The sequence below is a fragment of the Pedobacter sp. KACC 23697 genome (assembly GCF_045348445.1).
Classification (GTDB): domain Bacteria; phylum Bacteroidota; class Bacteroidia; order Sphingobacteriales; family Sphingobacteriaceae; genus Pedobacter.
On record NZ_CP157485.1, the window covers coordinates 4,349,467 to 4,371,910 of the forward strand.

Sequence of the window (22,444 nt, forward strand, 5' to 3'; positions counted from 1 at the left end):
ATAATTTGAGCAGATTTAAAACTTATATTCCATTACATAATCATCCATAAAATAACCCTCTCCTATGTCAAGCTTTACCGACTCCTTAATGGTAAAACCGCCTTTCAGATAAAAGTCTTTGGCTTTATTATGCTTATTTACATTCAATTGCAAAGCGCTTCCGCCTGCATTTTTTACCTGGTTAAAAACCTCATTAATTAAGATTTTTCCAACACCTTTACCATGTGCTGATGGCAGCACATAAAGTTTATGCAGTTTGTAAACGCGTTCTTCATGACCAATGATGGAATATCCTGCAAAACCGAACTGAGTTTCGCCTTCCTCTGCAATCAGGAAAATATGTCCTTCCATCAGCTGTTTCAGCAACTCTCCTTTGCTATACATTTTCTCCAACATATAATCTATCTGCGCCTGCCCGATAATATCCATATAGGTTGAGGGCCAGGTTGCCACAGCAATATCCCTGATCACTTCTATATCTTCTTCTTTTGCTTTTCTAAGGGTGATCATATAGGTTCGCTAATAAAAATCGGTTGTCCGGAAAAGGTAAATTCTACAAAGCCATCTTTAACTACAGTAAAAATTTCTTCTTCATTCTGCGCAAGGTTGGTCACTTCGAGATATCGGTTGCCGTGAATCAGAAATTCGCTTCCTGCAGGTTTCCAAACAGAGAATCCCGATTTTATGGGATAGTGCTTTGCCCTCTCCGTAAATACCACCAGGTTAATTTTATCTTCAAATCCGGCAAATTTCTCCAGGTCGAATTTCCCCGTAATCACATTTACCGCAGGATATTTTTCTTCGTACAGATAATTAATGGCTACCATTAAGGCATCAACAGGTCCCTGAACAACTTTTGTATCTTCCTGCGTATCCTGCCCATTCCCATTTACCAGTACATCAACTTTTAAACCCAAAGAAAAAATCTTATCGTAATTTTCTCCGTTAACCAAAAGCGTAGGGCTCCATTCAAGCAGCTGCCCCAAAAATTCTTCGTTAAAATTCCCAAGCTCATCGATGTATAAAGCCGGCTCTTGTTTTTCTTTTACAATATGGTGTGAAGACATACTGCGAATATATAAATTTCGCTTTAAGTACGGTAAAGTAAGAATCTGCCTGCCGTAAAATGATTAACGATTGTATGGATACTCACTTACCCAATGAAAACCCCTGTTGATGAGTTTAAACGCCTTGAGGTCTTTTCGCTTAAAACTTACCATAACAGAATCTTTTTCTGTGAAGCCTGATAAAATCAGTTTATCTTTTCCAATAAAATTATAGTTTAAAACATATTTTGTGGAGTCTTTATCAGTTGATTTGAGTACCAGTCCTTTTTTCTTCTGATCAAAAACCGTAGTGAAATTAGCGGAGCTATCGTTCATCTTTTTTATCCGGGCATAACCTGAATAATTAATAATCATTTGCTTCCATCTGGTGCTATCAGTGGCTAATGGCATTAAGGTTTTTCCTTTAACCTTCATGCTTTCAACATCATAAATGCCATACATAAATGGCTTTGGCGCGGCGCTACCATAAGTTTTCCTTTGTTCGATTAATGAAGAGATCAAGAAGATCAGCGAAGCTGCGATGTACAGGTATTTAACACCATAAGCCGTGAGGTCAAGCCATCTTTTTTTAAATTTAGGTTGGTACATTTTCTCAAGCTGCTGACTTTCATAATTAATAAAGAAACGATATAGCTTTAAGAAATGAGGGGCCAAAATAAAAAGACACATCACCACCAGTGCAGTTGAAAGTAGTTTTACAGGAACATCGAAAAAATAATTCATCGCCATTACGTTAACTGTTGCGGCAAGGGATAAAAAAGCACCCACAACTACTGTTCTACGGAATAAAAGCATGATGGCAGAAACTTCAACAATGCCCATAAAAATATTATACCCTTTTGAAAACCCGAGGAAGGTCCACGCAAGCCCCATTGGCGAAGCATTTCCGAAAGGTTGAAGCAACCTCATTAAAGAAGGATCGGGAAACTGGAGTTTGATTACTTTTATAGCACCATATAGTATCAAGGTAAAAGCTAAATAAAATCTCACCAGTACCACAAGCCAATAATAAGCTGCGTTGTAACTTTTGCGTTTACGATCTACAGCTGACCAAACAATACTACCAATTACCGATACCAAAAATATAACGAGTAGCAATACCCAATCATAAGAGGTATCGCCGCTGCCATTAGTATAAATGGTAAAATCATAATTATAGTGGATAATTTGTTTAGAGAACCATGGAATAAAATCATGCAATACCAGATTTGGCAGCTGCAGTACACTTGAGAAGAAAGTAAAGGCTCCATTGTTATTCAAGATGATGAAAAGTGACAAGAGCAGGAAAAAGAACCTGAAAGAGATTTTTTTATAAATGTTCCAGGGTGCAGGATTTTGAAGAGCTTTTTCAGACATATTTTGTTTGGTTTTACCCAAAGCTAAAAATTATCCTACCTGGTTCAAATTGTAAAATGTTAATTAACAGCACCTTCTTTAACTAAATTGTAAAAATCCTGATAGGCTTCAATAAAATCGCCAGCAAAATTTAGGGCTCCTGATATAGCTATGCCGTAAATACCGGTTTGCATTAAAGCTTCCACATCGTAGGTTTTTATCCCGCCCACAGCCAATAACGGAATGCTGATGGCCTGAGCTTTCAATGCGCTGACCACATGCTGGTAGCCTTCAATACCTAAATGCGCATAATTGTTGGGTTTGGTTTCCGTATCTGCAAATGGACCATAGCCCACATAATCGGCGCCATCCCGGGCAAGCCGGATTAGATTTTCTACCGTATTTGCAGATCCTCCGAGGGTAATATCATGGCCTACCAGTTTACGCAAGGCGATAAAATCAGCATCCATATCTTCTATATGAAACCCCTGAATATCGGCTTTTCCATTTAAATGAACATGATCGGTAACGATTAAAGTGGTGCCCCAATCATCACAGATTTCGGCTATTGCCTTAATATCTTTTAAGAGTGCTTCATCATTTTTGCTCAGGCAACGGTACTGGATCCATTTTGCACCGGCCTCGCAGGCCAGCAGTACCTGTTGAACGTGGCTTAAATGTGGGATATCGTGTGTGATGTAATGGAGCTTTTCGATGTATTTCATGTTGGATCAGGATGGTTAAAATTAAAGGATTTTAAGATCAGGAAAGCAAGATAAACAAAATCGCCATTGAGCGTTTATCTTACAATGGCGATTTTAATGATTTTCAGCTTTTTGCTTAGTCTTACTTAAAACTTAACATTCAAACTTAACAAAAAGTTGGTGCCTGCTTGTGGGTAAAAAAAGTTTTCGGTTATCCTGCTTCCTCCATATTGGTAGCCATAAGTATAACCGTTGCTTGCGTATTTTTTGTCTAAAATGTTATTGACTAACAAACCCAGGTTAATATTTTTAACGCCGGCAAATTTAAAATCGTAACCTAAACGTGCATTGCTTACCCAGTAACCATTAATGGTTCTATCGTTGTTCTGCGTGTTATCCAGATATTGTTTGCTCACATATTTACTTTGCAAAGCTACCGCAAAACCGTTAACCGGTTTGTAAACCAGCTCTCCGAAAAGAACCGCTCCCGGAGAATAAGAGATATCAGTTAATTCATAGTTTTTAATTACTTGTCCACCATTATCGTAATCATCGTAATACTCGGTAAAGTTTTTGATTTTGTTGCGGCTAAAAGCAGCGTTGGCATTTACAATAAACTGTTTGCTCATGGTATAAGAACCATCAAGCTCTATCCCTAAACGGTAACTCTTGTCCACATTCTGACGGAAGTTTCCGCCAACATCATTTATTTTTCCTGTTACCACCAATTGGTTTTTATAGAACATTCCATAGGCATTGGCACCTATATTAAATTTGTCATTTTTAAAACGGTATCCCAATTCTACATCGTTCAAACGCTCCGGTTTAGGGGTAATGCCAACTGTTGCATCCGCATAATCATCGCGGTTTGGTTCTTTATTCGCCACACTGAACGAAGCATATACATTGCTCTGTGGATTGATAAAATAGGTTGCCCCAAATTTCGGATTAAAGAAATTTAAGGTTTGGTTAATGGCCAACGTATTTAACTTATTTTCTGTTCCGGCAATATCATAATATACACGGCGGTATTGCAGATCGGCAAATAAACTCAAATCTTCAATAGGGCTATAATTTACTTTGCCATAAACATTAAAATCGGTTTTAAAACCATCATTATCATAATAATGCCTGTCGATGTTTCCGTTTGAAGCATATTGTGCCCAGATTACCTGCCCAAAGTGCGCACCTTTATATTCGTTGTATGCACCACCCAAAGTAAAGTTTAAATTCTTTTGGGGTACATAGTTAAAGGCATAAGTAACACCGTAGAAATCGTTATCCAACCAACGGCGGCGGATTAAATCTGTTTTGGCAACAGGTGTACCACCAGCAACAGCAACGGGGTTCAAGCCATAATGTTTCAGACTATCCTGTACTACATATTCTTCATAATAACCTTCGCCTTTAGTATAATGTAAAGCGCCATTGAAAGACAACTGATCAGAAATCTGCCTGGCATAAATGAGCTGATAATGGTTCTGGGTGTAATTATCCGTTTGATTATTATAAAGGAAACTATTATACCTCCTGCCCGAGTTTAGCAGGTTTGCCGCATCTTCAGCACTCAATCCATTTCTATCAATATAAGCTTGCATTCCAGGTAAATCATTTTCTAAACGCGATTGCGGGATTCCGTTCCAAGATTGGTAGGTTTTCTCATTTCCGGAAAAAACATTTACACGCAACAAGTCCTTATCTCCGTGGTATGCACCAGACAAAAAGTACGATTTTAATACAGAAGATCCACGATCCACATAACCATCTGAGCTGATTCTCGATAAACGTCCGTCAAAGCTAAAACGGTTGTTAATTAAACCTGTGCCCACCTTTACGGTATTTTTCCAGGTATTAAAACTGCCGTAAGTATTGTTCAATTCAGCATAGGGTTCTGTCTCGCTGGCCGTAGTTTGGATGTTCAAACTTGCGCCAAATGCGCCTGCGCCGTTGGTTGAGGTACCCACACCACGCTGAATCTGCACATTATCTACTGATGAAGCAAAATCGGGCATATTTACATAAAAAGTTCCCTGGCTTTCGCTATCGTTGATAGGAATGCCGTTAACAGTGACGTTAATCCGGCTGTTATCGCTCCCGCGAATCCGGATACCCGTGTAACCCACACCAGCACCTGCATCAGAGGTAACGACCACACCTGGCGTATTTTGAAGAATAAAAGGCAAATCCTGTCCGAAATTATTCTGCTGGATTTCTTCTTTACCAATGTTCTTATAAGTAGTGGCCGATTTATCTGTGGCACGGGTTGCACGCACAATTACTTCATCAGCCAGAAAATTTTGTGGCGCCAGGCTAAAGTTTAGTGTTGTATTTTGCAGAAGGTCTATCGCTTTTTCAATAGATTTATAACCTACATAACTTACCACAATGATATATTTCCCGGTAGAAAGATTTGTAATGGTGTAAGTTCCGCCAGCATCGCTCACTACCGCTGTTTTTTGATTTCTCAATTTAACCGTAGCACCCGGCAGCGGCTGCTGGTTTTGATCGGTTACTTTACCTGTAACCGAAACCTGTGCCGATACAAAGAAGGGCAGCATTGCAACAAGCGCTGCAAAAAGTAAATTTTTCAATTTTATTGTTTTTAGTTAAACCCATCGGAAAAAGGGGCTTCCCCGATTTCAGTTAAACTTCCATAACTCCAATCCCTACGCCGGCATTACCCGGATCAGGTGCATTCGAGGTTGATGGCTGGAAGGTTTTAAGGCTGATGGGGGTTTACCCTCTACCTTTTTACCTCCTACCTTTTACCTCAAAATGGGTATGATCTCAGCCTGTTTTTGTGTTTATTTAAACAAGGCACCCCTAATGATGCAGCAAATGTATAAAATATTTAACAACAAGCATGTTTTTTGATACTTACTAAACAGATAAATCTAAAAATGGATTAATAACGGTCAATTTTACGAGTTTTAGGTCTAGAAAACTACAGGTTCTGTGCGTTTGGTATTTTCAGCCCCGCTTTACGTTCCAAGTCCTCGCTGCGCTGTGGGCTTTCCACTTCAATCGGGTTTAGGTGGCATGACAGATACAGCTATTAATAGCTGGTATTTTATGCGGAAAATCAACAAGCCTTGTTCTTAAACCCGATAGTAGCGAACACGAACCCCGATTTTTCATCGGGTGAAGTAAAGCGAAAGCGGGACTGCCGGCAGCCAAAAGCTACTGGCAATCATTTCCAAAAAAAGATAAATCTCCTATCTGACCAAAAAATCATCAATGGCTTTGACCGCATTTGCGAACCTTTCATCGCCCAAACCGCTAATTACTTTATAATTTGCATTTAAGACACGGAGTTCTCTATGCCAAACCTCCATAAAATATTCCCGTTTCTCCGGAAAATCGCGCAGTGGATCGTCCTGCCAAGGTAAATCAATATCCATTAACAGATACAGGTCGTACGGCTTTTTAGGTAGTGCATCCAATACAACCTGCGGTGTTTTTCCAAGTACTTCGTCGCTCCATATCTTTACCGTAATAAAAGTGGTATCGCAAATAATGAAATCACTTTCGGTGGTAACCAAAATTGCATCTTCTAAAGCTATCTGTCCGTAATACATATTCACTTCATCTTGCAAAGTATAATCGGCCACCAGATTTTCACAGTAATAACGGGCGTATTCTGGCACCCAAGAAACTTTATAGTATCTGGCCAGTAGCTGAGATATGGTAGATTTCCCGGTACTTTCGGGGCCAACAACAGCGATCTTTTTAATATTTTTATTCACAATAGGTCTTCTGGATACAGTCAAATGTAAAGGAAAAAGCCTTAAAAGAAAAAATCCGGTTGAGGAGGGCTCCTCTAACCGGATAATAAACCAAACAAACTATTTATGAAGAAATCCTCATGGCGGGTAACTAATCCGCGGAGGAGGCTTTAGATCATTGTCTAAAGTATATACAAAACGTATATATGTTTTCATTATTACAACATTATTGCCAATAATGAGATCATCACAACTTCGTGACTTAATTCTGACCAACAGCATCACATTTGTGAAATTGTTTTAACACTAATTAACATTTGCAACAAATATATACATTTAGATTTTACATTCGTGTATAATTTATAGTACAATTTAAAAAATAGTGTTCATTATTTAAAACTTTTTGTACTAAATGCTGTTATGTATTTGAGACAATAAGTAACTAAAATGTTATATGATGAAAAAACTGTGTATTGTATTATCGCTGCTGATTGTATTTGCTTTAGGTTCAATTGCCTTTACCAATATTAAAACGGGTGGAATAATAGGGAAAATCACGCCGGTTGACGCCGCTTCAACAGTATCACTTGTAGCAGCGAAAGACACGCTAAGTACACAGATCAATCAGGGTGTTTTTACTTTTACAAACCTTAAAGAAGGCGTTTATACTGTAGTGGTAAAAGCCACTTTACCATATAAAGATGCTGTAGTAGAAAAGGTTGCCGTAAAAGATAGTGCCACCACTGATTTAGGCGAAATTAAATTACAGCAGTAACTCATTTATCAAAAGAAAAATCTGAAAAGAGCGCTCAAATAGCGCTCTTTTTTATTTTAAAAAAAACGCCTTAAAATCACATCTATGATGTATCTTTGCATCCCGACAGAACAGTTGGGATTTTTCTTCTCGCAAGCATAAGACCTCTTGCTTCTTCACCTTCGGGTTCAAATACTTTAGAATTTTAATTATTGTTTAAGCTTTATCATGCCTAAAGACACTTCCATACGCTCAGTACTGATTATCGGATCTGGACCAATTATTATTGGCCAAGCCTGTGAATTTGATTACTCAGGTTCGCAAGCGGCGCTTTCTTTAAAAGAAGAAGGGATTACCGTTTCTATTATCAACTCCAATCCGGCCACGATCATGACGGATAAGGTTATCGGCGACCATGTTTATCTGCGTCCGTTAACCGTTGATTCAATAGAGGTTATTTTACAAGAGCATATAGACTCTGCAGATTTACCTAGAATTGATGCCGTACTTCCTACCATGGGAGGACAAACTGCACTAAACCTTTGTAAAGAAGCGGAAGAACGGGGTGTCTGGGAAAAATACGGTGTAAAAGTAGTTGGTGTAGATGTTGCAGCGATTGAAAAAACCGAAAATCGTGAAGCTTTCCGCCAGTTAATGGTTGATATTGGTGTAGGCGTTGCACAATCGAAAATTGCCAACTCATTTTTAGAAGGTAAAGAAGCTGCACAAGAAATCGGCTACCCATTGGTAATCCGTCCTTCATATACTCTGGGTGGATCTGGTGGTGGTTTCGTACATAAAAAAGAAGAATTCGACGCGGCACTAAAACGTGGTTTAGAAGCTTCGCCAACACATGAAGTACTGGTAGAGAAGGCAGTTTTAGGCTGGAAAGAATACGAGTTAGAGTTATTAAGAGATAGCAATGATAACGTGATCATTATCTGTTCGATCGAAAACTTCGATCCGATGGGTATCCACACCGGAGATTCCATTACTGTAGCCCCGGCAATGACCCTATCTGACCGTTGCTACCAGGATATGCGTAACCAGGCGATCAAAATGATGCGCGCCATCGGTAACTTCGCCGGCGGCTGTAACGTGCAGTTTTCGGTTAACCCGGCAAACGACGAAATTATCGCCATCGAAATTAATCCAAGGGTATCTCGTTCATCAGCTTTAGCCAGTAAGGCAACCGGTTACCCGATTGCGAAAATTGCAGCTAAACTGGCTATCGGTTATAACCTGGATGAAATTGAAAATCAGATTACCAAAACAACATCTGCATATTTCGAACCTACTTTAGATTACGTGATTGTTAAAATTCCGCGCTGGAACTTTGATAAATTTAAAGGCGCTAACAAAGAGCTTGGCCTGCAGATGAAATCGGTAGGTGAGGTAATGGCCATTGGCCGTACTTTTATCGAAGCACTACAAAAAGCCTGTCAGAGTTTAGAGATCAACCGTGCTGGTTTAGGTGCAGATGGCAGACAGGTTCGTAATATAGAAGAAATTATGGACGGTTTGGAGCATGCTTCATGGAACCGTTTATTCTTGATAAAAGATGCCATGGCCATGGGGGTACCTTTGGAGTCTATCCGTAAGGTTACCAAAATTGACAAATGGTTCTTAAACCAGATTCAAGAGCTTGTATTACTTGAAACTGAATTAAAAAGATATTCACTAAACAATATTCCTCAGGATTTCTTTGTAACACTTAAACAAAAAGGGTTCTCTGATGTTCAGATCGCCTGGTTGCTAGGCAATGTTACGGAAGATGAAGTATACGATCGCCGTAAAGCTTTAGGCATCAACAGGGTATATAAAATGGTTGATACCTGCGCGGCAGAGTTCCCGGCCAAAACACCATATTACTATTCTACTTTTGAAGAAGAGAACGAATCAAAACCTTCAGACCGGAAAAAAATAATCGTTTTAGGTTCGGGCCCCAACCGTATTGGCCAGGGTATCGAATTCGATTACTCATGCGTACATGGTTTATTGGCCGCAAAAGAATCGGGTTTCGAAGCCATCATGGTTAACTGTAACCCTGAAACGGTTTCAACCGACTTTAACATGGCAGACAAGTTATACTTCGAGCCGGTTTTCTGGGAACACGTTCGCGAAATTATCGACTTAGAAAAACCTGAAGGTGTAATTGTTCAGCTGGGTGGTCAAACTGCGCTGAAAATGGCAGAAAAATTAACGGAGAAAGGCATTAAAATTATCGGAACATCTTTCGAGAACATGGATATTGCCGAAGACCGCGGCCGTTTCTCTGACCTATTAAAAGAATTAGACATCCCTTATCCAAAATATGGTGTTGCAGAAAATGCCGAGGAGGCCATTGTTGTAGCAAATGAGGTAGGCTATCCGGTATTGGTTCGTCCGAGTTATGTATTGGGTGGACAGGGTATGAGCATCGTAATTAACGATGAGGACCTTGAAAAAGCAGTGGTGAAATTATTAGGAGATTTGCCTGGGAACCGCGTATTGATCGATCACTTTTTAGATAGGGCAGAAGAAGCAGAATCTGATTCGATCTCTGATGGTGAAGATGTACACATTGTGGGTATGATGGAACACATTGAGCCTGCAGGTATCCACTCAGGAGATTCATTTGCAGTCTTACCTACATTCAGCTTATCAGAAACGGTAACCAAAGCCATGGAAGAATACTCCATTAAAATTGCAAAAGCGTTAGATGTACGTGGCTTACTGAACATTCAGTTTGCTATTAAAGATGAGAAAGTATATGTAATCGAGGCGAACCCCAGGGCATCACGTACGGTTCCGTTCATCGCAAAAGCTTACGATGTTCCATACATCAACATTGCGGCTAAAATTATGTTAGGCGTAGCAAAACTGAAAGATTTTACCATCGAGCGCAAGCTTAAAGGTTACGCCATTAAAGAACCGGTTTTCTCTTACGAAAAATTCCCGGAGGTAACGAAGGAACTAGGTCCGGAAATGAAATCTACAGGTGAGGCCATCCGTTTCATCAAAGATTTGGAAGACCCTTACTTCCGTAAGCTTTATAAAGACAAATCAATGTATTTAAGTAAGTAATCTGCTTACGAAGATTATAAAAATAGCAATGGCCAGTGATGATTTCACTGGCCATTTTTTGTTTCGTCATCTCGACTGAAGCGCAGCGAAATGGAGAGATCTTTTAGCTGGTGTAAAAGAATTCTCCACTTCGGTCGAAATGACGATCTGGATTCAACCTCGGTTACTGCTTCAACTTCGGAATCCTTGTTGGTGTATCTGTTCCGTTTACAATGCTGGTTGCACTCTTGGCAATGGCTTTAATGGTGGAAAGGATATTGTCTACATCTAAAGAGCTATATTCGTCTTTTACACTATGGTACAACTTATCTATATCAATTTTATCGGTACTAATGGTGTGTGCCGGAACGCCTAAAGCAGCTAAAGTAGCATTGTCACTTCTATAAAATAAGTTTTGATCCGGATAGGGATCCGGATGGAAAGTAAATTCGGTCCCAGCTAAGTTTTTCTGTAAAATCTTCCCAAAATCCGATCTTTCATAACCCGTAATAAAGGCCGTATTTTTACCAAATTTCGAATCTTTGCCAATCATTTCAATATTGAACATGGCTACCACATCATCAGGATTTAATTTTTCTGAGAAATATCTTGCGCCAAAACCACCAATCTCTTCTGCTGTAAAAGCAACAAAAATTAAGGTACGCTCATTGTTTTTCTGCGCTTTATAATATTTGGCAAGGGCAATCATGGCCGTTGTACCAGAAGCATCATCATCAGCGCCGTTGGCAATACTATCGCCATCTACTGGTTTTAAGAAACCCAGGTGATCGTAATGACCAGAAAAGATAACCATTTCTTTCGCTTTGGATTTACCCGGAATTACTCCTGCCACATTGAACAATGGCATTTTATCTATCTTACTTTTAATTGTTGCCGAAAAATCTGTTGCGGCATCTTTACCTAAAACAAACACCTGTACAGCACTGGTAGTTGCTTTTACATCTTTTTCATCAACTGTAGTTGGTTTGCTGAAATGATCTTTATAACGGTTAAAAAGATCAGCAAACTTATTGTCGACTAAAACGATCTGGCTTTTGTCAGTATTTAACATGGCTCTGAACTGTGCTACGAAAGGCTTTTCGGGGTCTAACTTAACAACAGTGGCGTTGGATTTATCAAGCGTAACACTTTCTGTGCTCACGCCGGTAACCATTATGTTTGCCAGTGCGATTTCCTGTCCGTCTATTTTAACGCTGGTACTTTGGTTAGCAACCTGGTATTTGTTAAAAGTTTGGCGGAAGGTTTTTTCACCTGTTAAAGGCTGCAGACCTATTTTCTTAAATTCTGATTCGATAAAGGTAGCTGCTTTATCAATTCCGGGCGTAAAAGTTGCACGCCCCTGCATATCATCTGCACTTAAAGTTTTAATCAGGTGATCGGTGTAATCACGTGTGATGATTTTATCGATGTTTTGCGCTTGAAGCTGCAAACTTGCCATCCCGACAAGGGTAAAGAGAAATATTTTCTTCATTTAATAAGTTATATAGGTGTGAATTTAGGATTTTTGATTGATAATTCTGAGGTTTTGTGGTTGATAGTTTATCGGTTTAGGGTTTGATCATTTATGATAATAGCCATAGTTTGAGACATGATCCAGCTTTATATTACAACATTTCAATCTTGAACATTTCAAGAATACAATTAAAACAAAACTAACTATAAATAACATGCTCCATTATACCTCTTTCATTAGCCATCTTCCATACTATTCTCCATCCCAATCGTATTTTTCGAGATCGCGGTAAGCTTTTCCTTTTATTATTTCCTTCTTTTTTGAAGACTCGGAATCGACCCTGGTTTCGTGAATGTTATCGGCCACTTCAAAATGAAAATCCTTATCTTTTTTAGAATGATAGATGGATACCTCTTCTCCATCCGCTATCGCGTAGTCATAAGGTCCGCGGGCACTCATCAGTTTTACAAACACAGGTAAACATTCAAAAAAGATAAACAGCAGCCCGATAAAAGTAACCGCAATCGCTGTATTGTTATCCCGCGAGCCATCTACATTAAATTTAAGTTGCCCCAACGCCCAGTTGCGATCTGCGAAACCAGCAATATCCGATAAACTGTCTAACTGTTTTTTGGTGTATAGCTTTTCGGTAAACAGTCCATCAAATTCTTTGCGTTTATCTACAAAGCTTTCCGATTTATTGATGCTGGCTTTCAGCGAATCTAATTCCGCTGTACGCTGTGCAATTTCTGCTTCCTTGCGTTTGGCGTATGGTCCATAGCCCATTACACCCGATGTTTCGGTGGTTTTATTTCCAAAGATCTCGAAATTAAGTTTTTGCCTATCGGCTTTAATTCCTTTCTCCAGTGAATCCCTGGTGGCTTTCTGCTGATTTAACCTGCCGAATTCAACCTGATATTTTTTCTCAAAGGCTTTGTTTAAAGTATCAATTTTTGCACGCTGACCATTTAAGTAACTCACTTTCAGGCGTTCTTTAATTTCTTTATCGAAAATTTTAAGCTCTATTGGCCTTGAAATAACCATACCAATCATAATGGCCAACAGGATACGCGGTGTAGCCTGTAATAATTGTTTATTGGTGCCGGCACTTTTATTAATACTGGAGACGATGTACCGATCCATGTTAAAGATAGCTGCTCCCCATAAAAAGCCGAAAACAATGGCAAAAATTACAGCCATATCATCGCCTTTAAACACAAAATACATGGCATAGCCTCCAGAAAGTGCGGCAAACAGTCCGGTAAAAAAGATGGTGGCGCCAATGCCAGTATATTTATTTTGTTCTGAAGGATATTTTTCCAGTGTCGGGATGTGAGCGCCAGAGCAAAACCAAAAGAAACGGTTTAGTTTGTCCATTTGTAACTATTTATAGTTAAACGCTTAAGGTTAATAGTTGTTACAGTTTCAGACCAAATTTATGGCATTTTTTTGATAGGGAGCGTAAATTTGATTTTTCATATATTTGCATAAATACATTTTATAAAATGAAAGAAATATCGGTACAAGAACTAAAAGAGAAAATCGATAACAAAGAAGATTTTCAATTAATTGATGTTCGTGAAACATTCGAATATGAGGTTTCCAATCTTGAAGGCGAGAATATTCCTCTGGGCGGAATTTTAATTGAGGCTGATAAGGTTGCGAAAGACAAGCCGGTAATTATCCAATGCCGCAGCGGAAAAAGAAGCGCAGCAGCAGTAATGCAGTTGGAGCAACAATACGGATTTGACAATCTTTATAACTTAAAAGGCGGTATTTTAGCCTGGCAAGAAGCTTTTGACCCTAATATGCCGGTATATTAATGATAGCATGAATGAGTTTTGAATGAATAAATGTTAATAGCATAATGCTTATTCAAAATTCATTTTATAATTCAGTCATTCAATCACTCTCTAACTCAATCATTTCTACCGTGGGTAAAAAATTTGCTTTAAATATCTTCTATAACCTGGCCATTATCCTTTCTATTTTCGGACTGGTTTGGTGTTACAATAATCACAAATATCTTCCCGCTGGTTTTTTAGTGGGTACAACGGCTTGTTTGTTCTATTTTAAGTATCAACTTACCAAAGACATCAGAAAAAGCTTTAAAGAAAAAGATCAGAAGTAGTAATTTAATGATAGAATGAGTGAATTTTGAATGAGTAAATGTGTAATTCTTCAAGATTCAAACATCTTTCCTCCTCCTTCAATCATGACTATCATTTCTACGCTGCCTACGGAAAAAGATCGGAAGAAATACCTGATAAGCCTAAACCTGGCAGATTTTTTAAGATATACTTCCCATTTTCGAAAGCTGGATCAGTAAATGGATTATTCTTGGTGAGCCACGGCCCATCCAAATCGGCCCAGTTACATAAAGGAGCCAAAGCCGCTGCAGCCAAAGTGGCGCAACTGGTTTCGCTCATGCAACCGATCAGCACTTTCATCCCAAAAGCACGGGCTTTCAAAATCATCTGATACCCTTCGTACATGCCGCAGCTTTTCATCAGTTTTACGTTAATACCATGATAAGCCCCTTTTAATTTATCCATATCGGCTAAACGCTGTACGGCTTCATCGGCAAGTAGCGGAATAGGGCTACGCTCGGTTAACCAGGCATTTCCATCAAGATTATTTTTATCCATAGGTTGTTCAATCAAAACCACACCCTGGTTATGCAGCCAGTAAATTAAATCAATGGCTTTAATCTTATCTGCCCAGCCCTGGTTCGCATCTACGTATAAGGGCACATTGGTTATACTTCTGATCGTTTCGATAATTTCCTGATCGTTGTCCCTGCCCAGTTTAACCTTAATCACTTTAAAAGCTTCGGCATCTTTCAGTTTTTCACGGATGACTTCAGGAGTATCAATCCCGATGGTATAAGAAGTTACCGGCATTTTAGCCGGGTCTGCACCATAAACTTCATAACAGGGTTTATTTAACAGTTTCCCTTGAATATCGTTAAGCGCAATATCAATGGCTGCTTTAATGGCCGGTTGACCTGGCACAAGGCTATCCAGATAGGCCATAATTTCTTCAAAGTTGAATGGAAACTGGATTTTATCCCAGTCTACCAGTTGAAGAAAACTGTTCGCACTTTCGTAGCTTTCGCCCATATATGGCACCATAGAGGCTTCGCCATAACCCACAACGCCTTCATGTTCGATCTTTAATAACATTAAAGGTGTACTGGTTCGGGTAAATTTTGAGATCGAAAAAGGATGTTTTAATTCTAATTCAAATGGCCTGCAACTAATCTTCATTATCAATCGTCTACTAAATAAATGAGGTAATTATCGGGTTACAAATTATCTTTGTTTTATTAACATAACGCCATCGCCATGAAAAACAGCTCAAGATTACGGTATTTTATTTATTTATCCTTAATAATTATTGGAGGATGTACCACAGGAAAAAATGCCCTGCAAAAAGGTGATTATGATTTATCGGTTGAAAAATCGGTAAGCAGGTTGCAAAACTCACCTAAAAACAGCGAAGCCATGCAAGTATTAAAAATGGCTTACGACTTAGCTTTGAAAGATCATTTACGGAAAATTGATGAGGCTAAAATGTCTAACGATCTATTCAGGTGGGAATCGGTGATGTATGATTATCAAAAAATCAATCAATTGGCGGATGATATCAATAGCTGTCCGGCATGTTTGGTCATTATTCCAAACCCTTCGAAATATATTAGCGAGCTAGCTGATAGCAAATATAATGCTGCTGCTGCAAGGTATAATTCTGGTTTGGGTTATATGAGGGAAAACAATCGCAAAGCTGCAAAAAAAGCCTATTATGAATTTGAGAAAGTGATCAATCTTCAACCCGATTATAAGGATGTAAAAACGAAACTGGACGATGCTTATTGGGCGGCAGTTACGAGGGTTGTGGTGCAGCCGATTTTGATAAACAGTAATACGTACAAATTGAGCGGCGATTATTTCCAACAGCAGATAGATCAGTACATCGCAAAATACTCGAGAAATAAGTTTGTTATTTTTTATGGCGAAGCGCAGGCAACAGATCAAAAAATTGTTCCTGATCAGGTACTGAGTTTAAACTTTGACGATTTTATAGTAGGCCAAACCTATGTAAAAGAACGCGTTGAAAAATTAGAACGCGACAGTGTAGTGATTGGCGAAACACGCAATAAAAAGCCAATTTACGGCACCGTAAAAGCAACATTGAGTATTTTTGAAAAGAATGTTTCATCATCAGGATTATTGGATATGAGCATTACCGATTGGAAAACAAGAAAATTGGTTCACCAACAGAAATTTCCCGGAACCTATGTTTGGAGAGACAGTTGGGCCAGTTATAAGGGTGACGATAGGGCCCTGACTAAACAACAATTGGCTATTACTAAAAGAAGGGAGCAATTACCACCGCCCCCGAGCGCACTGTTTTTAGAATTTACCAAACCGATTTACAACCAGCTTATTGATGATATCAGTTATTATTACAATAACTACTAGCTTACCCGGCTCATCCTTGAAAAAGAGGGGAAAGCACCTCCCTTTGTTTAAGCAATGGCTTTACGTACTACCTGGGCATCCTTCTCCTGTGGGAGGACATTAATGGGATGAGGTGCTTGTAATCCCTGCGTTAAAATAAAACATCATTGCTTAGCCCTAAAAATATAATGGCTAATATTGCAGTGATGAATACCGGCCTATACAATCCTTTCCAAAACTTCGATTTTTTATATAAAACCTGCTTTTTAAGTGGAAAAACCTTTAATTCTCCTGTCATTCAGGTACCTCTGCTTCCAAAATGGTTATTGGAACAGGCAGGCTTAAGTGGCGAGGAGCAGATCCAGTTTTTGGATGAAAGTATCCGTTCGTACAATACACTGGTTATCCCGGTAAATACCGAGATCAATGAGCAGTTTTTAAATCCGCTGGAAGATAAAATCGAAGTAGCCTTCGGACAAGGGTATGGTGCCGTTTCTGCATTACCTGAACTGGATCTCTTCAACTGGATCGGCAAATTTTTATATGGCTTTGTCTATATCGAAATGCATTCGGCCTTACGCAAGGAAATGACTGCCGATGGTTTAAACATGTCGCAATCACTGATGATGAAATTTGCCAACCTGAATTTCATGATGCAAAATCTGTATACCAGCCTGGAATTTGAAGATTTTACACCATGGTCAATTACCGTGGTAAAACTGGAAAACGGAGAAACACCATTTAGTTTCCGTGATGAGATTAATACCTTAACCTTCTCGTTGAAAATGAAAGATTTTGGCATCATTGCCTGCTTACAGGATAATGGCACCAATAAACGCTATCATCAGGATCTTATCAATGAGATAAAAGGAAAAGCCTTAACTGCGGAGCAATTTGAAGAGTTAAGTGCCCGCTTTTATTATTCTGCTTATCTCTTTAACCGTTTACCCGAATATACCTTTATGCCTGTAGAAGGTACTATTTATATTGAAGCGATGCCTTTACGTGGCAATATGACCAAACCACTTTTTGATGTTTGGCAGCATAAAATATATGCCCAGGTGTTGGAAAATTTCTGGAAACCCTGGGGGTACGTGGTGTTTGAGATTATTAAAAACCCTGATGAACCGATGAGCTTCTTTGAGAAACCTTATCTGCCTACGGCAGGGTAATAATGAACCCGTCACCCTGAACCGAGCCTTAGCGAGCTCACCGAAGGTAATTCATTTTACTTCGTAGCTTTCCGCTTCGCTACAGGTCAGGGTCTACCTGCTGGAAAGATGCTGACCACGTAGTAGCTACAAGGCAATTGAAAATATTATTTCTACTTGTAAAATAAATTCAGCATGACGATCGTGGGGAGCGACTTGGGCTAAACATTAAATGTTAACACTACCTCCCACCTGTTAAAATGGCGATAAAATTTTGCAATATGCCCGGAACAAAAATGATCGTAAATATCAATCCGGTTAATGCGCCAAAAAAGTGTGCATCATGATTGATATGATCTCTTGAATTACGGGAAGCATAAGCACAATAAATTAAATATATAATTCCAAAAACTACGGCAGGAATTCCGATAGGGATAAACATGATATAAATTTTAGACATTGGATTATATAAAATATAACTAAAAAGCACTGCGCTGATTGCCCCTGATGCGCCGAGGCTATTGTAGTTAAAGTTATCTTTATGTTTGATCACCGTTGGCAGATCGCTCAGCACCAAACCCAAAAAGTAAAGCAATCCAAAACGCCAGCTCCCCATCATACTTTCAAGTGCAAAGGCAAAAGCGTAAAAGGTAAACATGTTAAAAAACAGGTGCATCCAATCAGCGTGTACGAGCCCGCTGGTAATTAAGGTATATACATTCTGCCCTTTTGAAACACTATAAGGATGCAGCATAAATTTTCCATAGATGGAGTTATCGTAGAAAGCATATAGGCTGGTAATGATAGTAAAAACAAAAATTACGGAGGCAACGGGGGCAATATTGAAGTATTCCATCTGGGTTTATTTTAAATCCAGTTTTACGTCTGTAACCAAACGTGCAACCGGATATCTGTTGTGTGTTTTTTCGTAATAATCAGAATTTTTATACACAAAATCAAGTTGTGCGGCACCATTCTTCGCAAATTCGGGGTCAGCCGACTTTCTGGCCTCCAGTTTATTTTTTAAATCAGGGTTATTTTTGAGCAGTTCTGCGGCTGTATCTTCAAAAACATAGGCCGAATAGTGCTCTTTCATATCCAAAATAGAATCAAAAAAATTCCAGTTGAAATAAGAATCTGTAGCCTGAGGCTCTAAGGTTTCTACAATATACCGGTTACTTGGCTGGTTTACATAAACCACATAATCTCCGGCATAGTATTGCAACTGCTGTGGAACGGTATTGATTGCTACACCGGAGTGCAGGTAATGCCCTTCATATGGCTTGGTCCCGGTTTTAAAGTCGCCGATATAATAACTGTCGACAGCAATTTTCTGATCGCTTTTCAACTCTCTGAGTTTAACCTGATTTAGTTTAAGCAATGTAACTACGCGATCCCAGGCTTTCGGAATGATGTAGGCCACGGGCTTTTGAACAGATAATGCAGGTTCATACTTGTTCCATTCTTTAATGGTTTTAGTGTAAGGCTTGGTACGATCATAGTATAAACGATCTTCGCCGCTCACCGCACTGGGTTTTTGACCGGCTTCAAAACCTTTAAAAGTGATATCGTTAACTTCGTTTTTATTCAGTTTCCATGCCAAAGGAAATTCTTTTTGTGCAGCCACAAATTCGTCAGCCTTTCGCTTATTCGCTCCAATAATTTTGGCATCCCGTTCTACCACCTGAATATAGGTTTGTAAAAGTTTGTAAGTCGCATCCACACGTAAATCGTACGGTTTTAACATATGTGTTTCGGGCATAAAACCGATGGTATTGTGCAGCGTGGTGTAACCAGTGGAGTACCGCGGCGATTCGATAAAGCCTGTTATCCCGGTTTCCGGGGTTTCGCCTATTGAGTTTACATAGGGAATCATCGGGTAACCCAGCTTTTCCATACCAGCATATAAGTCAGGCACTAAAGTTTTGGTTAAATAATCAGCAAGTATGGGGTTTAGCTTATCTTTTTGCGTTGGGATAAGTGTCATCACATATTGATAATCGGCACCATTGCTGGTATGGGTATCTACAAATATTTCGGGCTGCCAGGTATTAAAAATGAGTTGAAATGCTGCCGAATTTTTGGAATCTGTTTTAATAAAATCACGGTTCAGATCGAGGTTTTTGCTATTCCCTCTAAAACCGTAAGCAACCGGCCCATTCTGGTTAGCCCTTGATGTTCCGCTACGGTTAAAACTGCCGTCTATATTGTAAAGCGGAATGATGCAGATCACTACGTCTTTTGGCAGTTTACCTGCTTTAAGCAGGTCGCGGGCCAGCATCATCGACGCGTCTATACCTTCAGGTTCGCCCGGGTGAATGCCATTATTGATCAAAAAAATTCTTTTATTTTGTTTCCTGATCTGTGCCGGATCAAAAACCCGGTCACGTGATAAAACCAATAAGTGTAAAGGTTTTCCAAAATCGGTATGCCCGTAGGTTAATAATTTGGCTTCGGGGTAGGTTTTGGCCAGATTTTCGTAATAAGGTATAGCTTCAGTATATGTTGTGGTTTCTTTTTTTCCGCTTAATTCGAAAGGTGTTTTTTGTGCAATAGCTTTTAGCCTCAAGGATAGCAAACACAACACAAAGAGTTTTCTCATACCCTAAAGCTAAGCAATGAAATGGTGTTATTAAAGTGTTTTACGATAAGATTTAATCTTACCCAGCATATACTTAAAACCTATGGTGTAGGTATTGTAAACATCTGGTGAGTAGTTTTTAAATTTGTTACTCGCATCATTATAGCCATCCAGCCCTTCGCCAAAAGTAAAGTTAGATTGTGCATTGATATTGATGATATACCGCATATAACCATAGCCATCATTAATGAAATAGTTAAACCCGAAGTTTAAGGGCACCAACAGGTTCAAACTTTTATCTTCGCCCGGAAAAGGACCATAACCCGGATCGTTAGCGGCCCAGCTTGGTTTATACCTGACGATATCGGTAATGTTATTTTTGATTACACCTATACCCAGGCCTGCATATAAACCTCTGATGTTATATAAAAATTCACTTTTATCATAGTTTACCACTTCGCCTAGCATTAATTTTGCATTGGCACTAAGCGCTGTATATTGATTTACAAATTGACGGTTGTGCGGATCCGTTTCTATATTTCCACCTTGAACCATACCATACTGCCCCTCTAAACCAAAGGTTACAAATGGGGTAATATGAAAATCGAATACGCCATAGGCGGTATACCCAAAACTTCCCTGATATACGTCGGTGTAAGACTTGTTTACCCCTCCACCAAAGCCGTAAGACATTTTAAAATAATTAGATTGAGCAAAAGAAAAACTTCCTATAAAAACAAGCAGAAGAGTTAGATAAGTAGCTTTCAGCAAATTAAAAATCATATCGTTTTTTTACAAAAATAATATGTTTATCGAATATCTATAACTTTTACCTTTGAATTATGAGCACATACACTAACTTTAACAAATCGCTTGAGCAGCGATTTATAAAATATGCTAAAATTGATACCCAGTCTGATCCAAATTCTCCTACCTGTCCATCCACCCCGAAACAAAAAAATTTAGGTCAAGTATTGGTTCAGGAATTGTTAGACATTGGCATTTCTGATGCCGAAATGGACGATAATGGCTATGTGTATGGTACCATCCCATCAAATACAAACAAGCAGTTACCGGTTATTTTCTTCTGTTCGCACATGGATACTTCGCCTGATTGTAGCGGTGAAAATGTTAAACCGATTATTCATGATAATTATCAAGGACAAGACTTGATTCTGCCAGACGACCACCATATTGTAATCAAACTTTCCGAGCACAAAGACCTAATACATCAGATTGGCAACGATATCATTACCGCAAGCGGCACCACTTTATTGGGGGCCGATAATAAAGCAGGATTAGCTGAAATTATGGAAGCGGCGGCCTTTTTAATGAAAAATCCAGGGGTAAAACATGGAACCATAAAACTTCTTTTTACGCCAGATGAAGAAATAGGCAGGGGTGTAGACAAAGCTGATTTAAAGAAATTAGGAGCCGATTTTGGTTATACCATTGACGGAGAAACACTCGGATCTATTGAAGATGAAACTTTTTCTGCGGATGGGGCTACCCTTAAAATTCAGGGTGTTAGTACACATCCGGGCTTTGCAAAAGGAAAAATGGAAAGTGCGATCAAAATACTAGCCGAAATTTTAGATTCACTGCCAAAAGATACCCTTACACCAGAGACTACACACCAAAAAGAAGGCTTTATCCACCCGGTGAGTATAAACGGACAGGTAGAAGAAGCAGAAGCACAGTTGATCATCAGGGATTTTACCGACGAAAAATTAGCTGCACACGGTCAATTTTTGGAAGAAACCGTAAAAAAGGTAATGGCTAACTACCCAAAATCTACCTATAAGCTTAGTATTAAAGCACAATACCGCAACATGAAACAGGTTTTAGATCAGCATCCCAGGATTGTACAATACGGTATTGAGGCGATTGAAAGAGCTGGTGTAGTCCCTAAACAACAAAGTATCCGTGGAGGAACCGATGGCTCACGACTTTCTTATATGGGTTTACCATGTCCCAATATTTTTGCCGGAGAACATGCCTTTCATAGCAAACAAGAATGGGTAAGCGTACAGGATATGGAAAAAGCCGTGCAAACCATCATAAATATTGCTTGTATCTGGGAAGAGCGTGGTTAGTCTGAAGTCACAAGTCTCAAGTCTTGAGCTAATTCAGTCTAATGATTTC

General features: G+C 39.2%; 19 protein-coding genes. 7 read left to right on the forward strand and 12 right to left on the reverse strand.

The annotated features are described in order from the left end of the window. Positions 1 to 15 precede the first annotated feature (15 nt). The 6 genes from ABEG20_RS17535 to ABEG20_RS17560 all read right to left on the reverse strand — a co-directional run bounded on the left by ABEG20_RS17535 (position 16) and on the right by ABEG20_RS17560 (position 6,852). Positions 16 to 510: an N-acetyltransferase family protein gene (locus ABEG20_RS17535; RefSeq protein WP_406824546.1), complete on the reverse strand. Its 495-nt coding sequence runs from the start codon at positions 508 to 510 to the stop codon at positions 16 to 18. Continuing rightward, positions 507 to 1,067, reverse strand: a complete 561-nt coding sequence (locus ABEG20_RS17540; protein WP_406824547.1) for a thiamine pyrophosphokinase — start codon at positions 1,065 to 1,067, stop codon at positions 507 to 509. Before ABEG20_RS17540 ends, ABEG20_RS17535 begins: the two co-directional genes overlap by 4 nt. Positions 1,068 to 1,130: 63 nt before the next feature. Beyond that, positions 1,131 to 2,423 carry a hypothetical protein gene (locus ABEG20_RS17545; RefSeq protein WP_406824548.1) on the reverse strand — a complete coding sequence of 431 codons (1,293 nt, stop codon included), beginning with the start codon at positions 2,421 to 2,423 and terminating at the stop codon, positions 1,131 to 1,133. A gap of 59 nt (positions 2,424 to 2,482) precedes the next feature. Then, positions 2,483 to 3,127, reverse strand: a complete 645-nt coding sequence (locus tag ABEG20_RS17550) for a thiamine phosphate synthase (protein WP_406824549.1) — start codon at positions 3,125 to 3,127, stop codon at positions 2,483 to 2,485. Positions 3,128 to 3,252: 125 nt separating this feature from the next. Then, positions 3,253 to 5,697, reverse strand: a complete 2,445-nt coding sequence (locus tag ABEG20_RS17555) for a TonB-dependent receptor (protein WP_406824550.1) — start codon at positions 5,695 to 5,697, stop codon at positions 3,253 to 3,255. Between the two features lie 624 nt (positions 5,698 to 6,321). Next, positions 6,322 to 6,852 carry an AAA family ATPase gene (locus ABEG20_RS17560; protein ID WP_406824551.1) on the reverse strand — a complete coding sequence of 177 codons (531 nt, stop codon included), beginning with the start codon at positions 6,850 to 6,852 and terminating at the stop codon, positions 6,322 to 6,324. A gap of 433 nt (positions 6,853 to 7,285) precedes the next feature. On the opposite strand from ABEG20_RS17560, the gene ABEG20_RS17565 reads away from it, so the two are divergent. After that, positions 7,286 to 7,606 carry a carboxypeptidase regulatory-like domain-containing protein gene (locus ABEG20_RS17565; RefSeq protein WP_406824552.1) on the forward strand — a complete coding sequence of 107 codons (321 nt, stop codon included), beginning with the start codon at positions 7,286 to 7,288 and terminating at the stop codon, positions 7,604 to 7,606. A 207-nt stretch (positions 7,607 to 7,813) separates the two neighbouring features. Continuing rightward, complete coding sequence (gene carB / locus ABEG20_RS17570) at positions 7,814 to 10,651, forward strand: carbamoyl-phosphate synthase large subunit (protein ID WP_406824553.1); 2,838 nt, start codon at positions 7,814 to 7,816, stop codon at positions 10,649 to 10,651. Between the two features lie 163 nt (positions 10,652 to 10,814). Here the strand turns inward: carB and ABEG20_RS17575 are convergent, their stop codons facing one another. Both ABEG20_RS17575 and ABEG20_RS17580 read right to left on the reverse strand, forming a co-directional pair. Next, on the reverse strand, positions 10,815 to 12,122 hold the full coding sequence (locus ABEG20_RS17575) for a M20/M25/M40 family metallo-hydrolase (protein ID WP_406824554.1): 1,308 nt from the start codon (positions 12,120 to 12,122) through the stop codon (positions 10,815 to 10,817). 234 nt (positions 12,123 to 12,356) lie between these two features. Then, positions 12,357 to 13,481: a DUF4407 domain-containing protein gene (locus ABEG20_RS17580; RefSeq protein ID WP_406824555.1), complete on the reverse strand. Its 1,125-nt coding sequence runs from the start codon at positions 13,479 to 13,481 to the stop codon at positions 12,357 to 12,359. Positions 13,482 to 13,609: 128 nt separating this feature from the next. Here ABEG20_RS17580 and ABEG20_RS17585 point away from each other — a divergent pair, with 128 nt between their 5' ends. Both ABEG20_RS17585 and ABEG20_RS17590 read left to right on the forward strand, forming a co-directional pair. Continuing rightward, positions 13,610 to 13,927: a rhodanese-like domain-containing protein gene (locus ABEG20_RS17585; protein ID WP_215165554.1), complete on the forward strand. Its 318-nt coding sequence runs from the start codon at positions 13,610 to 13,612 to the stop codon at positions 13,925 to 13,927. Positions 13,928 to 13,971: 44 nt separating this feature from the next. After that, positions 13,972 to 14,235, forward strand: coding sequence for a DUF6358 family protein (locus ABEG20_RS17590; RefSeq protein ID WP_406824556.1), 264 nt, complete (start codon positions 13,972 to 13,974; stop codon positions 14,233 to 14,235). A 106-nt stretch (positions 14,236 to 14,341) separates the two neighbouring features. Here the strand turns inward: ABEG20_RS17590 and ABEG20_RS17595 are convergent, their stop codons facing one another. Then, a complete protein-coding gene (locus tag ABEG20_RS17595; RefSeq protein WP_406824557.1) occupies positions 14,342 to 15,373 on the reverse strand; it encodes a dipeptide epimerase in 1,032 nt (343 codons plus the stop codon). A gap of 78 nt (positions 15,374 to 15,451) precedes the next feature. Between ABEG20_RS17595 and ABEG20_RS17600 the strand changes: the two genes are divergently transcribed. Both ABEG20_RS17600 and ABEG20_RS17605 read left to right on the forward strand, forming a co-directional pair. Continuing rightward, on the forward strand, positions 15,452 to 16,588 hold the full coding sequence (locus ABEG20_RS17600; RefSeq protein ID WP_406824558.1) for a hypothetical protein: 1,137 nt from the start codon (positions 15,452 to 15,454) through the stop codon (positions 16,586 to 16,588). Between the two features lie 167 nt (positions 16,589 to 16,755). Beyond that, positions 16,756 to 17,739: a hypothetical protein gene (locus ABEG20_RS17605; RefSeq protein ID WP_406824559.1), complete on the forward strand. Its 984-nt coding sequence runs from the start codon at positions 16,756 to 16,758 to the stop codon at positions 17,737 to 17,739. Positions 17,740 to 17,959: 220 nt separating this feature from the next. Here the strand turns inward: ABEG20_RS17605 and ABEG20_RS17610 are convergent, their stop codons facing one another. The 3 genes from ABEG20_RS17610 to ABEG20_RS17620 are packed head-to-tail and all read right to left on the reverse strand — an operon-like array spanning position 17,960 to position 20,992. Next, positions 17,960 to 18,574, reverse strand: coding sequence for a rhomboid family intramembrane serine protease (locus ABEG20_RS17610; protein WP_406824560.1), 615 nt, complete (start codon positions 18,572 to 18,574; stop codon positions 17,960 to 17,962). A gap of 6 nt (positions 18,575 to 18,580) precedes the next feature. Then, entirely contained in the window at positions 18,581 to 20,320 is a 1,740-nt protein-coding gene (locus ABEG20_RS17615) for a M14 family metallopeptidase (protein ID WP_406824561.1), read from the reverse strand. Between the two features lie 30 nt (positions 20,321 to 20,350). Further along, complete coding sequence (locus tag ABEG20_RS17620; protein WP_406824562.1) at positions 20,351 to 20,992, reverse strand: hypothetical protein; 642 nt, start codon at positions 20,990 to 20,992, stop codon at positions 20,351 to 20,353. A 149-nt stretch (positions 20,993 to 21,141) separates the two neighbouring features. On the opposite strand from ABEG20_RS17620, the gene pepT reads away from it, so the two are divergent. Next, positions 21,142 to 22,395, forward strand: a complete 1,254-nt coding sequence (gene pepT, locus ABEG20_RS17625) for a peptidase T (protein ID WP_406824563.1) — start codon at positions 21,142 to 21,144, stop codon at positions 22,393 to 22,395. Positions 22,396 to 22,444 lie beyond the last annotated feature (49 nt).

What these genes read in the sequence shown, in the direction of transcription:
- ABEG20_RS17535 (WP_406824546.1), bottom strand. Translation starts at nt 510, where the DNA reads ATGATCACCCTTAGAAAAGCAAAAGAAGAAGATATAGAAGTGATCAGG.
- ABEG20_RS17540 (WP_406824547.1), bottom strand. Translation starts at nt 1,067, where the DNA reads ATGTCTTCACACCATATTGTAAAAGAAAAACAAGAGCCGGCTTTATAC.
- ABEG20_RS17545 (WP_406824548.1), bottom strand. Translation starts at nt 2,423, where the DNA reads ATGTCTGAAAAAGCTCTTCAAAATCCTGCACCCTGGAACATTTATAAA.
- ABEG20_RS17550 (WP_406824549.1), bottom strand. Translation starts at nt 3,127, where the DNA reads ATGAAATACATCGAAAAGCTCCATTACATCACACACGATATCCCACAT.
- ABEG20_RS17565 (WP_406824552.1), top strand. Translation starts at nt 7,286, where the DNA reads ATGATGAAAAAACTGTGTATTGTATTATCGCTGCTGATTGTATTTGCT.
- carB (WP_406824553.1), top strand. Translation starts at nt 7,814, where the DNA reads ATGCCTAAAGACACTTCCATACGCTCAGTACTGATTATCGGATCTGGA.
- ABEG20_RS17575 (WP_406824554.1), bottom strand. Translation starts at nt 12,122, where the DNA reads ATGAAGAAAATATTTCTCTTTACCCTTGTCGGGATGGCAAGTTTGCAG.
- ABEG20_RS17580 (WP_406824555.1), bottom strand. Translation starts at nt 13,481, where the DNA reads ATGGACAAACTAAACCGTTTCTTTTGGTTTTGCTCTGGCGCTCACATC.
- ABEG20_RS17585 (WP_215165554.1), top strand. Translation starts at nt 13,610, where the DNA reads ATGAAAGAAATATCGGTACAAGAACTAAAAGAGAAAATCGATAACAAA.
- ABEG20_RS17590 (WP_406824556.1), top strand. Translation starts at nt 13,972, where the DNA reads ATGCTTATTCAAAATTCATTTTATAATTCAGTCATTCAATCACTCTCT.
- ABEG20_RS17595 (WP_406824557.1), bottom strand. Translation starts at nt 15,373, where the DNA reads ATGAAGATTAGTTGCAGGCCATTTGAATTAGAATTAAAACATCCTTTT.
- ABEG20_RS17600 (WP_406824558.1), top strand. Translation starts at nt 15,452, where the DNA reads ATGAAAAACAGCTCAAGATTACGGTATTTTATTTATTTATCCTTAATA.
- ABEG20_RS17605 (WP_406824559.1), top strand. Translation starts at nt 16,756, where the DNA reads ATGGCTAATATTGCAGTGATGAATACCGGCCTATACAATCCTTTCCAA.
- ABEG20_RS17610 (WP_406824560.1), bottom strand. Translation starts at nt 18,574, where the DNA reads ATGGAATACTTCAATATTGCCCCCGTTGCCTCCGTAATTTTTGTTTTT.
- ABEG20_RS17615 (WP_406824561.1), bottom strand. Translation starts at nt 20,320, where the DNA reads ATGAGAAAACTCTTTGTGTTGTGTTTGCTATCCTTGAGGCTAAAAGCT.
- ABEG20_RS17620 (WP_406824562.1), bottom strand. Translation starts at nt 20,992, where the DNA reads ATGTCTTACGGCTTTGGTGGAGGGGTAAACAAGTCTTACACCGACGTA.
- pepT (WP_406824563.1), top strand. Translation starts at nt 21,142, where the DNA reads ATGAGCACATACACTAACTTTAACAAATCGCTTGAGCAGCGATTTATA.